The following is a 13015-nucleotide window of genomic DNA, read 5'->3' as shown; positions in this document are numbered from 1 at the left end:
GCGGGGGCCGGATTTGAACCGACGACCTTCGGGTTATGAGCCCGACGAGCTACCGAGCTGCTCCACCCCGCGTCCGAGGTGGCCAATAATAGGCGCCAGCGCACAGATTGCAAGTAAATATATCAAAAAAAGTTTATTCGTAGATTTATACGACAAAGAGTGCGGTCTTTATCAGCATCATGCTGTTTTTTCAGGCAAACGGATCTGAGGAAGGCATCCGGCACTACACTCAATAAGCTGAACACTCCTCATTTTGGGTAGGTATGATATGCGCATCTCCGCCGGACATTGCCGTCAGTTGGGGGCTACACCCGACAGTCACGGCGTCAACTTCGCGATCTGGGCACGCCTGGCCAGCCGGGTAGAACTCCTGCTCTTCTCCAGTGCAGAAGACTGCACCCCGGAGGTGATCCCGCTCTCGCCCCGTTTCAACCGTACCGCCTATTACTGGCATATCCATATTGAAGGCCTGCCCATCGGGCAGCGTTACGCCTATCGCATTCAGGGCCCATGGCGCCCCTATTGCGGTACCCGCTTCGATGGGGAAAAGGTGCTGCTCGATCCCTATGGCCGCAGCATCGAGCTCGGCCCCAACTACGATCGCTGGGCTGCTGCACTCCCCGGCAGCAACATTGCCAGCTGTGCCAAGAACCGGGTGGTTGATACCCGCCACTATAACTGGGAGGGTGACAAGCTACCGGCCCACTCCCTCTCGCGCTCGGTGATCTACGAACTCCATTTGGGAGGCTTTACCAACTCGCCAAGCTCCGGGGTTGCGCCTGAACTGCGCGGCACCTACCTGGGTCTCATCGAGAAGATCCCCTATCTGCAATCCCTCGGTGTCACCGCCGTCGAGTTGCTGCCGGTGTTCCAGTTTGATCCGCAGGATTCGCCCAAAGGGCTCTCCAACTACTGGGGTTACAGCCCCATGTCCTTTTTTGCTCCCCACGCCCAGTACGCCTGCGGGGACGATCCGCTGACCGAGTTTCGCGACATGGTCAAGGCACTGCACAAGGCCAATATCGAGGTGATCCTCGATGTGGTCTACAACCATACGGCGGAAGGGGGCAACGATGGCCCCACCTTCTCGTTTCGCGGCATCGACAACGAGGCCTACTACATCCTCGACAACAACCAGCAGGACACCAACTACTCGGGCTGTGGCAACACCTTCAACGGCGCCCACCCGGTGGTGCTGCGGATGATCATGGACAGCCTGCACTTCTGGCGGCAGGAGATGCACGTCGATGGCTTCCGGTTTGATCTGGCGGCCATTTTGTCGCGGGATGAATCGGGCCAACCGCAGGCCAACGCCCCCACCCTGCGCACCATAGACACAGATCCCAACATCGCCGACATCAAACTCATCGCCGAAGCCTGGGATGCGGGGGGACTCTATCAGGTGGGGTCACTCGCCGGCGCACGCTGGCGTGAATGGAACGGTCAGTTCCGCGACGATGTGCGCCGTTTTCTGAGGGGGGACGATAACAGCGTGACCGCCTTTGTCGAGCGACTCTGCGGCAGCCCCGATATCTACCACTATCACCATGCCGACCCCGAGAAGAGCATCAACTTCGTCACCTGCCACGACGGTTTTACCCTGTGGGACTGGGCCAGCTACAACCACAAGCACAACGAAGCCAACGGCGAGCAGAACCGCGATGGCTGCGATCACAACTTCAGCTGGAACCACGGCCACGAAGGGGTAACGGAAGATCCCCAGATCAACGCCCTGCGCATGCGTCAGGCCAAGAACATGATGGTCGCCACCCTGCTCTCGGTGGGCTCCCCCATGCTGCTGATGGGCGACGAACTGCTGCGCACCCAGCATGGCAACAACAATGGCTACTGTCAGGACAACCCCACATGCTGGATGGACTGGCAACCCAACGCCCGCAGTCAGGAGATGTTCCGCTTCATGAAGGAGCTGATCCAGTATCGCAAGCACCTGTTCCAGCGACCCGAGCAGGAGAGCATGCCGCTGTCACTGACCGAAATTCTGCGCCACAGCGAGATCTGCTGGCACGGCGTCAACGCCATGCAGCCGGACTTCAGCCCCCACTCCCACGCCATCGCCATGTCGGCCCTGTCGAGCGAAACCCGACTGGCACTCTACGTGCTGTTCAACGCCTACTGGGAGCCCCTCACCTTCAACCTGCCTAGCCCCCCCAAGGGGGTCGGTGGCTACTGGCGGCGGATCCTCGATACCGCCCTCCCCTCGCCGCAGGATATCTGCACCTTCGGCATGCCGCTGGAGGGGCTGACCCGCGAATATCTGGCCCAGCCACGCAGCAGCTGTCTCTTTATCTGCGGGGCCGACGACTTCTACTGATGCCCTCTCTTGCAAACAAAAAGCCCCCGGATCATATCCAGGGGCTTTTCTATTTCAGAGCTCGCAGTAAACCACTTCTGCGTCACACCAGCTGATGGAGCACGCTGGTGGCGGCGATCTGGGCGATGAGCAGACCACACAACGAAGTTGAAACCACAACCGGCGCAGTGTCACGCTGCAGATAGAGCGGGCTGAACCAGAGCAGCAGGGAGGCAACCAGCAATGCAGCCTGGGTCACCACCGCCGGGATCAGGGCATCGAGATTGGCCTCGCCCCCTTGCCAGCCCACCAGCACGCCCAGCCAGATAAGGCTGGCCATGGCCCCAACCAGACCGGCCAGTGGCAGCAGGGTATTGAATGCCTGCAAGCGGTGACGTGCCCGCAGCAGCATCAGGTGGGCAAAGGCCGCGCCCAGCATCGCCATCTGCAGCAGACCGCTGACCCAGCCCTGCAGTTGCAGCAGGCCCACACCATAAACTGCCAGCGGCAACGCCGGTAGCCAAAGCAGGGAAGATGGGATGGAACGTTTCCCCTCCAGCCGTGACTGGGCGAGCGACAGGCCCACGCCCAGCACCAGCGCCGCGCCGCCGCTCCAGATCAACCAGCTGGCCGCCTTGGCCTCTACCGCCAGCATCAGCGAGAGCGCGGTAATGACCCAGATGGAGAAGAGTTGCTGGCTGATGCGCGAGCGTTGGCCAGGGCAGATATCACCGCGCCAGAGCACGATACCTAGGGCAATGAGCGCGCCCAGCGCCATCAGGCCGGTCAGGGGAAAAAGCCAGAAAGGGAGTTGGACGAACATGGCGCCTCCAGCAAAGGGTGTCGAAATGCGCCGTGGTGGCGCCAGAGAGGGGCCGAGTATACCCAAACCCGGCGCCATCCCCAACGCCTGACATCACAAGTGGCGGCCTTAACGCTGACCGCGGGCCAGCGCCACCACCCTGGCAAACATCTGGCGGATCACCGGCGGTATGTGTTCGGCGCCGAGCCGCTCCGCCTCTTCGACCACCGCCAGCGCCATGCCCGGTTTGCTGCGATGATGGATCGCCTTGTTGATGATATGGCTGGCACTCCACATGGCCCGGCCACCGACACCGGCTTCGCGCCGGAACACCCCCTCAAAGCCGTTGTTGTAGAGGTAGTGCTCGATGTCGACCGCAGGCAGCTGGGTCAGCCGATCCCGCTCTCTGTCGCCTTTGAGCTGACCGCGGGCCGAAGCGGCATACTTGACTCCCGCCTCGTCGCCATCGGCCAGCAGATGCCACTCGATGCCAAAGTCGCGCGCCACCTTGATCAGCGGCGACTGGCCACACTGGGCAAACTCGATGATCCGCACCCCCTCGGCCCGCAGGCTATAGCCACAGATCTGTGCCAGCTCCGAGAGCAGCCAGATTTCGGTCTCCCCCTCCACCAGCAGCCAGCAACGGGCAAACAGCGACATGGGCCGGTTGATCCGCACATGGAAGGCAATCTTGCGCAGATCGTCGCTGCTGTAGCGCTCGCCACCCAGCTGGTGGCAGAGGATATCCTGCTGGCGCCGCACCAGCCGGCGTACCTGATTGAGCGGCAGGGAGGAGAGCAAATCCCCCGAGTTGGTGGTGAGCAGCTTCTGGCCAGGCAACTGCTCCAGCAGCCCCCACGCCAGCGCCAGCATGGTTGGATGGAGGCGGCTTTCGGGATCTTCGAGGATCATGATGGGACGAGCCCCCTCCTCCAGCTCGCGGTTGCCACGCGCCTGCAGCAGGGTCGCCGCCATCCCCGCCATCGCCAGCTGCAAGGCGCGGTTGTCCGCCTGACGCAGCAGGGTGTGCAGGTTACCCGGATTGCGCAATGTCATGGGGCGATTGATGATGTCGCGCTGACTGCGCGGCTTGTTCTTGATGGGCGCCAGCGCGTTGAAGTAGTGATCCATCAGCTGGCGCACCGCCTGCAGCGCCTCCTTGAGCTCGGGCTCGCCAATGCGCTGGGGCTCGTCGATCAGCTTGTCGGCCAACTCGTTCAGGCGATGCTCGGAGAGATCACCCCACTGCAATGTCTCCACCCCGTTGCGGGCGGTGCGAGCATCGCGCAGGCGAAAGACCGGGTTCATGGTGATGAGCATGCAGACCAGCTCGTGAGCATTGGCGATGGGCAGGCTCTTGCCCACTCCGTCGAGAAAGTCGTGCAGGGTCGCGACCGTGCCATCCTCCAGCAACTCGGCACTGGCGCGGTAGTGAATGCGGTTGAACTTGTCCTTGTGCAGTACCCAGGCAGGGCAAAGCCGGGCCAGACGGCGGGAGTGCTGGCACATCTGGGGTCGATGCTCACAGAAGGTGAGCACCAGTTGCAGATGGCGCGCCGGGGCAAGTTCGGGATCTTCCGGCCGGTGGAAATCCTCGGCGCCAAACTGATAGGGCTCGGCATTTTGCCCCAGCAGACACCAGAGGGCGCGCAGCAGGCTCGATTTCCCCCAGGTGTTTTCACCGATCAGCACTGTGGTATGGTCGAGCCCGAGCGACAACCGATTGATGCCGCGAAATCCTTTAACTTCAATACGTTCCAGATACATCCAGCCATGTCCACGTCACTCTGATGGAGCAATAGTGGCAAAGTTGCCGGAAAAATCCTATCTGGCAGCACCCTTTTTCAACGGGAACTGTGAGGAATGGCAGGTTCGGGCGGGGTTGGCTCGGTCAGGCGCCCCTGCGGGGCATTCCAGTGGTTGAACCAGAGGTGGCGGGTACGGATCTGGCGCTTGCGATGATTCAATGGCGGCTCCTGTTTGTGGCACAGCGAAATGACGGGGTGAGCGAACTCACCGGAACGCATTGAGTCTCGCGATTAACTGTGACAGGAGGATGACAAGCGGGCACGCCACTGCCCCGGCGTCAAACCAAACGCCTCGCGAAAGCGGTTGCCAAAGTGGGCCTGGGAGGAGAAACCGCACTGGCTGGCGATCGTCGCCAGCGGCTCACTCCCTGCCAGCAGCTGCTTGGCCCGCTTGAGGCGCAGCTCCAGCAGGTAGCGGTGGGGCGGGCAGCCTAGGCTCTGACTGAACATGCGGGCGAAGTGATACTCGCTCAGACCCGCCTGCTGCGCCAGCTGGGCCAGCGTCACCGGTTCGGCCAGATGAGCATGGAGGTACTCCTGCACCCGCCGGATCGCCACCGGAGCCAGCCCGCCACGCACCGTCGGCAGCGCCGGCGCCGCCTCGGTATGGTGGCGATAGGCATGAAGGATCAACATCCAGGCACCGTGAGAGAGCGCCAGGCGGTCGATGCCGTGCTGCCACTCAAGCTGCATCAGCTGACTCTGCACCAGCAATGCGGCCTTCGGATCGTCGATAAAGGTCTTGTCCAGCAGTTGCAGGTGGCGCCCCTCGCGGTCGCACACCTCCTCGGCGATGCGGGTCAGGTGGGCCGGGGTGAAGTAGAGGTGGAAGAAGCGAAACTCCTCGCGCACCAGCCATTCGGATCTGTGGTGATCCGGCATGATGCACACCTTGCCGGTGCCGCCACAACCGCCCGGCCCGTCGAGCCGCTCGGTCTGCTCGCCCCCCTGCAGATAGACGCTCAGGGTGTGGTGGCCCGGCTTGTGGTAGCGGGTCTGATCGTAGCAGTTGCGCCAGCTGGCGACGCCAAGTCCGGGCTCCAGCCAGCAGGAGTCCTCCAGCCGGGCGCCGGTGCTGACCAGTGCGTCGAATACCCCTGCCGTTTTCATCTGACCCTGCCTCTCCCTGACGCTCCCGGCAAGCCCATCCTGCCGTCCGCTCATCTTACCGGCTGACGCCCCGGATGACAGCGGCGCACAAACAAAAACCGCAAGATGGTGCAAGCCAGCAAGCCCCTGCCCACCCCATGCTGGAATACCAACCTACCTGCTTGTGGAACAACCGATGAACCTTCTGCTCTATCTCGCCACCGTCCTTATCTGGGGCAGCACCTGGATCGCCATCGCCTGGCAGCTTGGCCCCATTCCCATCGAAGTGTCGGTGCTCTATCGCTTCCTGTTGGCAGCGGTGGCGCTGTTTGCCCTGCTCACCGCCAGCGGCCGCTTTCCGCGCCTGCCGTGGCATGGCCAGCGCTACGCGGTGCTGCTCGGTGCCCTGCTCTTCTCCACCAACTTTCTCTGTTTCTACCACGCCACCCGCTATATCCCGAGCGGCATGTCGGCGGTGATCTTCGCCAGTGCCAGCATCTTCAACGGCCTCAACCTCTGGCTGTTCGAGGGCAAACGCCCGGGCCTGCGCTGGCTGCAAGGGTCGCTACTGGGCCTCTTTGGCACCCTTCTGCTGTTCTGGCCGGTGCTGGCGGATGCGCAACTGGGTGCAAACGGCTGGAAGGGATTGCTGTTCGCCTGTGGCGGCACCCTCTGTTTTTCGCTGGGCAATCTGATCTCGGCCCGCGGTCAGCGCCACGGCTACCACGTGTTGCAGATGGTGCCCTGGGGAATGGTTTACGGCGTCGTGCTGTTGCTGGGCTGGGTCACATTGCTCGGTCAGCAGCTGGTGGTGCCGACCGACAGCCACTATCTGGCGGCCATGGTCTATCTCGCCCTGTTTGGCTCGGTCATCGCCTTTACCGCCTACCTGACCCTGGTGGGGCGCATCGGGGCCAGCAAGGCCTCCTACGCGACCGTACTGTTTCCGCTGGTGGCACTCACCCTTTCGACCTTCTATGAGGGATTTGTCTGGCAGCCGGTGTCGGTGGTCGGCGTGGTGGTGAGCCTCATCGGCAATCTGGTGATCTTCGCACCGCCCTTGAAGAGCTGGCGCATTGGTCCGTTCAAGGCGGCAAACGACACTTGCTCCTGAAGCGACCAGCCCCTAAGGTAACGCAGATCCAATCTGTCGATGGCAAGGGGGCGAGATGTTACTGGAAGGGCTGGAGACGCTGAGCCTGCTGGCAAGTGAAGGAACCATGGCCAAGGTGGCCAGCCGCCTCTATATCAGCCAGTCGGCGGTGAGCAAGCGCATTGCCCAGCTGGAGCAGCGCCTTGGCAAGAAGCTGATCGAACCGGAGGGGCGCCAGATCCGCCTCACCCCGCAGGCACTGGAGCTGCTGGAGCGGGTAGCGCCGAGCCTGGCCGAGATGAAGGGGGTGCTGGCCGACAGTCAGGATCTGGCCGATCACAGTCCCCTCCCCATCGCCTGCTCCGAGACCCTGCTGGCCGGTTATCTCGCCCACTTCATGCGCGGCTACCTTGGCCGCGACCCGCATCTCGCCCTCTCCACCCACCACACCCCGGTCATTCTGGCGCGGGTGCGCAGCGGCGATGCCCTGCTCGGCATCTGCGCCGGTCGCCTCCCGCCCGGCCATGGCCTTGGCGCCGAGCTGCTGCTGGAGGAGCCCTTCTATCTGGTGGGAGAGGCGCAGCAGAGCCTGCCCCCTGCAGCTCAGGGCGGTGGGCGCAAGATCCTCACCATGGATCTGGAGAACCCTGCCAATCGCTATCTGCGCGAGCCCCTCGCCGCCCTCGGCCTGGAGCCCGCCATGGAGCTCGACTCCTATCTGGCGCTGATCGAGCTGGCCAAGGCCGGTATCGGCCCGGTGCTGCTGCCTGCCGGTCTGCTGGCACTGGTGGGAGAGCAGGGAGAAACGGCCCGCCTGCTGCCAGCACTCGCCCGCCCGCTCCATCTGGTCTACCGGCCAAACAGCCTCAAACGCGAGCGCATTGCCAAACTGGTCAATGCCTTGCGCAAACACTTCAGCCATTACAGCGACACGCCGCGCTAGCGCTGTAAAACAGCAGATATGACAACGGGGCCCGAGGGCCCCGTTAACAATTGCGATGCGGCAAGCAAGGCACACATCAGATCCAGGCAAACAGCTCCGGATACTGGCTCCACACCAGCTTGGCGGACATCAGCAGGGAGACGGTCACCAGCAGCGGCTTGATCAGCTTCACCCCTTTTTTCAGCACCATCTTGGAGCCAAACCGGGCGCCGATGAACTGCCCCAGCGCCATGCAGAAGCCGACACTCCACACCACCTTGCCGCCGAGGGCAAAGAACAGCAGGGAGGCGATGTTGGAGGTGAAGTTGAGCAGCTTGGTGTGGGCGGTGGCCCGCGCCATGCCAAAGCCTGCCAGCGCCACGAAACCGATGGCAAAGAATGAACCGGTCCCCGGCCCGAAGAAGCCGTCATAGAAGCCGACCCCGCCCCCCACCAGCAGCGCAAACAGCATGGGAGTCAGACGGCGGGAACTCTCGGCATCGCTCACCCGCGGCGAGAAGAAGAAGTAACAGGCAAAAGCCATCAGCAGGAAGGGAAGCAAGCGCTCCAGCACGGCGGCATCGATGGTCTGCACCGCCAGCGTGCCCACGGCGGCGCCGATAAAGGTGCAGATCACCGCTGGCCAGATCATGGCCCACTCCAGCAATCCTCTGCGGGCATAGAACCAGGTGGCGGAGAAGGAGCCGAAACTGCTCTGCAGCTTGTTGGTGCCGAGCACCAGTGCGGGGGGCATACCGGTGGCCAGCAGGGCCGGCACCGTCAACAGGCCGCCGCCACCGGCAATGGCATCGATAAAGCCGGCGATGAGCGCCACGCCAAACAGGGCAAACAGGGTAACCAGTTCCAATTCCATCCATAGACCTCACGGGATTGGGTTGCCCGACACAGGGGCAACCGGGGGGAGAATAAACACGCCGGGCAGAGGGGCTGCACTGACTGCCGGTTATCCTAACGGGCCAAAGTCCATGAATCTAACGAAACAGTGGCAGCCAATTGATTCCTGATTTTCACTAATTTTGGCTCACGCGCCCCTGCCCCTCGGCTCAGGCAGCGCTTTGTGGCGCCGGTGACTCCGCTTCCGATCCCTTGATGGCGGTCAGAGCCGCCAGCAGCGGCGCCTCGTCATCACCGGGGAAACGGCTGACCCGACCGGCCATGTAGCGGCGGCTGAAGAGATTGAACCAGTGCTGCAGCGCCTGCCCGGCCCTGAGCTCCCCCGCCACTTCCAGCACACAGGCCGCTACCTCGGCGGTGCAGAGGTGCTCCTCGCTGTTGGCCACCCGCATACCGTAAGTGGAGAGCGCATCGGGTTTGATGGCCAGCACCGGAAAACCGTCGAGATAGGGGCTCTTGTTGAACATCTTGCGCGCCTCGGGCCAGGTGCCGTCGAGCAGGATAAAGAGCGGCTTCTTGCCGGGCGCAAGCACAACCTCGCCGGTCAAACGGGCCGGCTCCTTTTCACAGGCAGGAAAGACCACATAGGGCTGCCACGCGGGATCGGCCAGCAGGGCCAGCAACTCGGGATGGGGCTCGGTGCGCGACCAGAGAAAGGCCCAGGTGCTATCCGGCAACACATCGGCGATGAGACGGCCGGTGTTGGAGGGCTTCATCGGTTCGCTGTCATACATCAGCAGGCAAAAGCCCGCCTCCGCTTTGAGCTCGGGGCGCCACTCGCATGCACACCAATCCTCGCGCAGCTGACAGGCGGGGCAACGGGCCAGGGTGCCACCACGGGCGAGAAACGGTCGGGTAGAGATACTCTTGCGCCAGGCCCGCAGGCGGTTGACGGCGTGATCAGGAACAGGCTTCATCTTGCGTCACAAACAGAGGGAGATCATCAACGGCGGCGCCAGCGGCCCGCCACAAAGGGGCTGGATTGTACCCAGTTGCGCAGCGATGGAACAGCATTCACTGCCCCTTTCGCCAAACGCCTTGCCCACTGCCCTGTAAAAAGGGTTCAGGACTCCTGACAGGTGCGCAGCAGCTCCAGCAACAGGCTGCCATCGCGCAGCGCCTTGTGCACCTGCACCGAGGTGGGCTTGGTGGGATCTTCGTAGAAGTGGGTGGATTCGATCTGCAGCCGTACCAGATATTCGGCCGGCAGCTGGCTCGCCAGCGACTGATGCAACATGGGGAACAGTAGCCGATCGGCGCGGGTGATCTCGCCCCCCAGCAGCAGCTTGCCCGGATTGAGCAGACAGATGAGATTGGAGAGCACCCGCGACAGGCGCCCCGCCGCCTGATGGAGAATGTCCTGACAGAGGCTGTTGCCCGCCAGCGCCAGTTCGCACAGCTCGCGAATGGTGACGCTCTCGGGCAGGTCGTGCTCCTGCATCCGCTCGCGCAGATCCCGGTATTGCGCCTCCAGCGCCTGATTGGTCACTAGCGTGCAGGCGCAGCCAAAGCCGCCGCAGTAGCAGCGCTGGCCATAGGGTTCGAGCTGCAAATGGCTGAGATCGCCGAGCAGCGCATTCTCGCTCTCGATAAGCTGGCCATTGACCACCATGCCGACCCCGATGTCGTTGTGAACGAACACCAGCACCGCATCAGCGCAATTCTTGGCGGCTCCCCACTCGCGCTCGGCCTGGATCCAGGTGCGCACGTCGCCGCTCACCAGCACCGGCACAGCAAAGGCCTCCTGCAGGGTCGGCCCCAGCGGCCAGTTGCGCAGATCGTAGAAGGGGAAGTGCTTGACCATGCCGGAGTGGCGCTCTACCTGACCCGGCAGACAAAGGGCGATGCAGGCAAGGTTGAGGGCCTTTTTCGGCAAGAAGCTGCGAATGGCGTGAACCAGGCTATCCAGCAGTTCGCCGCGCTCGGTCTCGGTAAAAATATGGCGATGGCGCGCCAGCGAACGACCGGTGAAGTCGAACAAGGCCATGTCTACATAACCACGCCCCAACCGCATGGAGAGAAACTGGAAGCGGCGCTCGTTGATGCGCAGCAAGGTCTGGCGACGGCCACGCCCCACCGAGCTTTCACCACAGGTGACCACCAGCCCGCTGTCAAGCAGCTCGCGGGTGATCTTGGTAATGCTGGCGGGAGAGAGACCTGTCAAGCGGGAGAGATCGGTGCGCGACAACTCCTTGTGCTCTTCCAGGCTGGCATAAACCAGGCCGTAGTTGAGCTGGCGGATCAAGTCGATACTACCTTTCACGATCTCATTCATAGGCTATGGGGCAAACGCAGACACAGAGGGCGGCAATTTTCACACATTATTGGTCAATCCCCAAATAAAGTGCGGCCTGAACCGGGGTTCAGACCGCATCTTGTGGCACTCATCACCTGACAAGGCAGGATCAATAGCGGAACTGGGAGACCAGTTTGCGCAATTTGTCGCCGGTATTGGCCAGATCACGGGTAGTGCTGTTGGACTCGACCGCCGCGCTGGTCAGCTCGCTGACAATCTGCTGGATGGCCACCAGATTCTTGTTGATCTCCTCGGAGACCGCGTGCTGCTCCTCGGCAGCCGTGGCGATCTGGATGTTCATGTCGTTGATGGTACTGACCGCCATCACCATGCTGTCGAGGGAGCTGGCGATGTGGCTCGCCTCCTGCACCGTCTCCTGGCTGCGCTCCTCGCTCGCCTGCATTACATCGACTGCCTGCTTCACCCCGCCCTGCAGACGCTGGAGCATCTCGTTGATCTCCTTGGTGCTCTGCTGGGTACGGCCGGCAAGGGATCGCACCTCGTCTGCCACCACTGCAAAGCCGCGGCCCTGCTCGCCAGCCCGCGCCGCTTCGATCGCCGCGTTCAGCGCCAGCAGGTTGGTCTGCTCGGCGATGCCGCGAATGACCTCCACCACAGAGCCGATCTTGCCGGTCTCCTGCGCCAGCTGCTCGATAACGCCGGAGGCGGTATGTACCTCGCCCACCAGCCGGTTGATGCTGTTGATGGCGGTGCTGACCACGCCGCGCGCCGCGTCGGATTCGCGAGCCGCATCGCTGGTAGCGCTGGCCGCATTGGAGGCGCTGGCCGCCACCTCCTGCGCGGTCGAGCTCATCTCGGTCACCGCGGTGACCACCTGATCAGTCTCCCGGCTATGGCCATGCATCTGCTGGTCGTAGTGCTCGCTCAGGTGGTGCAGCTTGTCGACGGCGCTGAAGAGGTGGTTGCTGGTCTCCCCGACCTGACTCACCACCGACTGGATCCGCTCGACGAAGCGGTTGAAGGCGCTGGCCAGCTGACCAATCTCATCTTTGCTCTGCACCTTGAGACGTTGGGTCAGATCCCCCTCGCCGTTGGCGATATCGTTCAATGCCAGCACCGCATCTGCCAGCGGTTTGCTGACCCGGTTGCCGACGATCACGGTTGCCACCAGAGTGACGCCCAAAATCACCAGGATCACCAGCACCCCAACCTGCAGCGAGCTGTTCATCTTGCTCTCCCGCTCGGCACGCAGGGTGGCCAGTTCGTTGTCGATATCGTCGATATAAAAACCGGTACCTATGATCCACTGGTATTTGTCCAGCACCAGGGTAAAGGCCAGCTTGGGCGCATCACGACCGATGGAGGGCTTGGCGGTCCAGTATTCGGTAAAGCCATCCCCCTGACGGGCCGACTTGAGGATCTCCTGGATCAGGAACTTGCCCTTGGCATCCTTGTCATTCCAGCGATTTTTCCCCTCCAGTTCGGTGCGAACCGGCAGCAATATGGTGTTGCCCTCAAAGTCATAGACAAAGAAGTAACCGTCGCTGCTGTAGCGCAGCGGTCTGAGCAACTCTTTGACCTTTTGCCGATTCTCCGGTGAATCAGGCAAGGAGTAGACCGCATTGATGGCAGTCTGGGCCATCATGATGTAACTGCTGAGCAGCGCCTTGCGATCCTTGATCGCCTTCTCCCGCGCCACCACCAGATCAGACTCCAGATCGCTTCTGGAGAGCATGTAGTTGCTGAGATTGACCGCCAGTGCCATCAACAGCACAGGGAGCGCTCCGAGTAACAGGATTTTCTGCTTTAACGTCATTT

General features: G+C 62.3%; 11 protein-coding genes and 1 tRNA gene. 3 read left to right on the top strand and 9 right to left on the bottom strand.

Annotated features, from left to right (window positions below; all coding sequences use genetic code 11):
* Positions 1–72, bottom strand: a tRNA-Met gene (locus NOM67_RS02400).
* Positions 73–268: 196 nt separating this feature from the next.
* Between NOM67_RS02400 and glgX the strand changes: the two genes are divergently transcribed.
* Positions 269–2332, top strand: coding sequence for a glycogen debranching protein GlgX (gene glgX / locus NOM67_RS02395; RefSeq protein WP_042032106.1), 2064 nt, complete (start codon positions 269–271; stop codon positions 2330–2332).
* An 82-nt stretch (positions 2333–2414) separates the two neighbouring features.
* Here the strand turns inward: glgX and NOM67_RS02390 are convergent, their stop codons facing one another.
* The 4 genes from NOM67_RS02390 to NOM67_RS02375 all read right to left on the bottom strand — a co-directional run bounded on the left by NOM67_RS02390 (position 2415) and on the right by NOM67_RS02375 (position 6031).
* Positions 2415–3134, bottom strand: a complete 720-nt coding sequence (locus tag NOM67_RS02390) for a hypothetical protein (protein ID WP_156852919.1) — start codon at positions 3132–3134, stop codon at positions 2415–2417.
* A 108-nt stretch (positions 3135–3242) separates the two neighbouring features.
* Entirely contained in the window at positions 3243–4880 is a 1638-nt protein-coding gene (locus tag NOM67_RS02385; RefSeq protein WP_041210275.1) for an ATP-dependent endonuclease, read from the bottom strand.
* A gap of 77 nt (positions 4881–4957) precedes the next feature.
* Entirely contained in the window at positions 4958–5080 is a 123-nt protein-coding gene (locus NOM67_RS02380) for a hypothetical protein (RefSeq protein WP_255933577.1), read from the bottom strand.
* Between the two features lie 72 nt (positions 5081–5152).
* The gene (locus tag NOM67_RS02375; RefSeq protein ID WP_033116108.1) at positions 5153–6031 is read right to left on the bottom strand and encodes a helix-turn-helix domain-containing protein; all 879 of its coding nucleotides are present in this window, start codon (positions 6029–6031) and stop codon (positions 5153–5155) included.
* Between the two features lie 175 nt (positions 6032–6206).
* Between NOM67_RS02375 and NOM67_RS02370 the strand changes: the two genes are divergently transcribed.
* Both NOM67_RS02370 and NOM67_RS02365 read left to right on the top strand, forming a co-directional pair.
* A complete protein-coding gene (locus NOM67_RS02370) occupies positions 6207–7124 on the top strand; it encodes a DMT family transporter (protein WP_255933576.1) in 918 nt (305 codons plus the stop codon).
* A 55-nt stretch (positions 7125–7179) separates the two neighbouring features.
* Entirely contained in the window at positions 7180–8046 is an 867-nt protein-coding gene (locus NOM67_RS02365; protein ID WP_071915076.1) for a LysR family transcriptional regulator, read from the top strand.
* 76 nt (positions 8047–8122) lie between these two features.
* Here the strand turns inward: NOM67_RS02365 and NOM67_RS02360 are convergent, their stop codons facing one another.
* From NOM67_RS02360 to NOM67_RS02345, 4 genes are all read right to left on the bottom strand, one after another.
* Positions 8123–8899 carry a TSUP family transporter gene (locus NOM67_RS02360; RefSeq protein WP_255933574.1) on the bottom strand — a complete coding sequence of 259 codons (777 nt, stop codon included), beginning with the start codon at positions 8897–8899 and terminating at the stop codon, positions 8123–8125.
* A gap of 190 nt (positions 8900–9089) precedes the next feature.
* A complete protein-coding gene (locus NOM67_RS02355) occupies positions 9090–9857 on the bottom strand; it encodes a tRNA-uridine aminocarboxypropyltransferase (RefSeq protein WP_255933572.1) in 768 nt (255 codons plus the stop codon).
* A gap of 146 nt (positions 9858–10003) precedes the next feature.
* Positions 10004–11215, bottom strand: a complete 1212-nt coding sequence (locus NOM67_RS02350; RefSeq protein ID WP_042032099.1) for an ROK family transcriptional regulator — start codon at positions 11213–11215, stop codon at positions 10004–10006.
* A gap of 130 nt (positions 11216–11345) precedes the next feature.
* Positions 11346–13013 (bottom strand): methyl-accepting chemotaxis protein, encoded by a 1668-nt coding sequence (locus NOM67_RS02345; protein ID WP_033116114.1) that lies wholly within the window; start codon positions 13011–13013, stop codon positions 11346–11348.
* Positions 13014–13015 lie beyond the last annotated feature (2 nt).

Source organism: Aeromonas sp. SG16, from assembly GCF_024436135.1.
Classification (GTDB): domain Bacteria; phylum Pseudomonadota; class Gammaproteobacteria; order Enterobacterales; family Aeromonadaceae; genus Aeromonas; species Aeromonas jandaei.
This window is presented reverse-complemented; position numbering and strand designations above follow the sequence as displayed.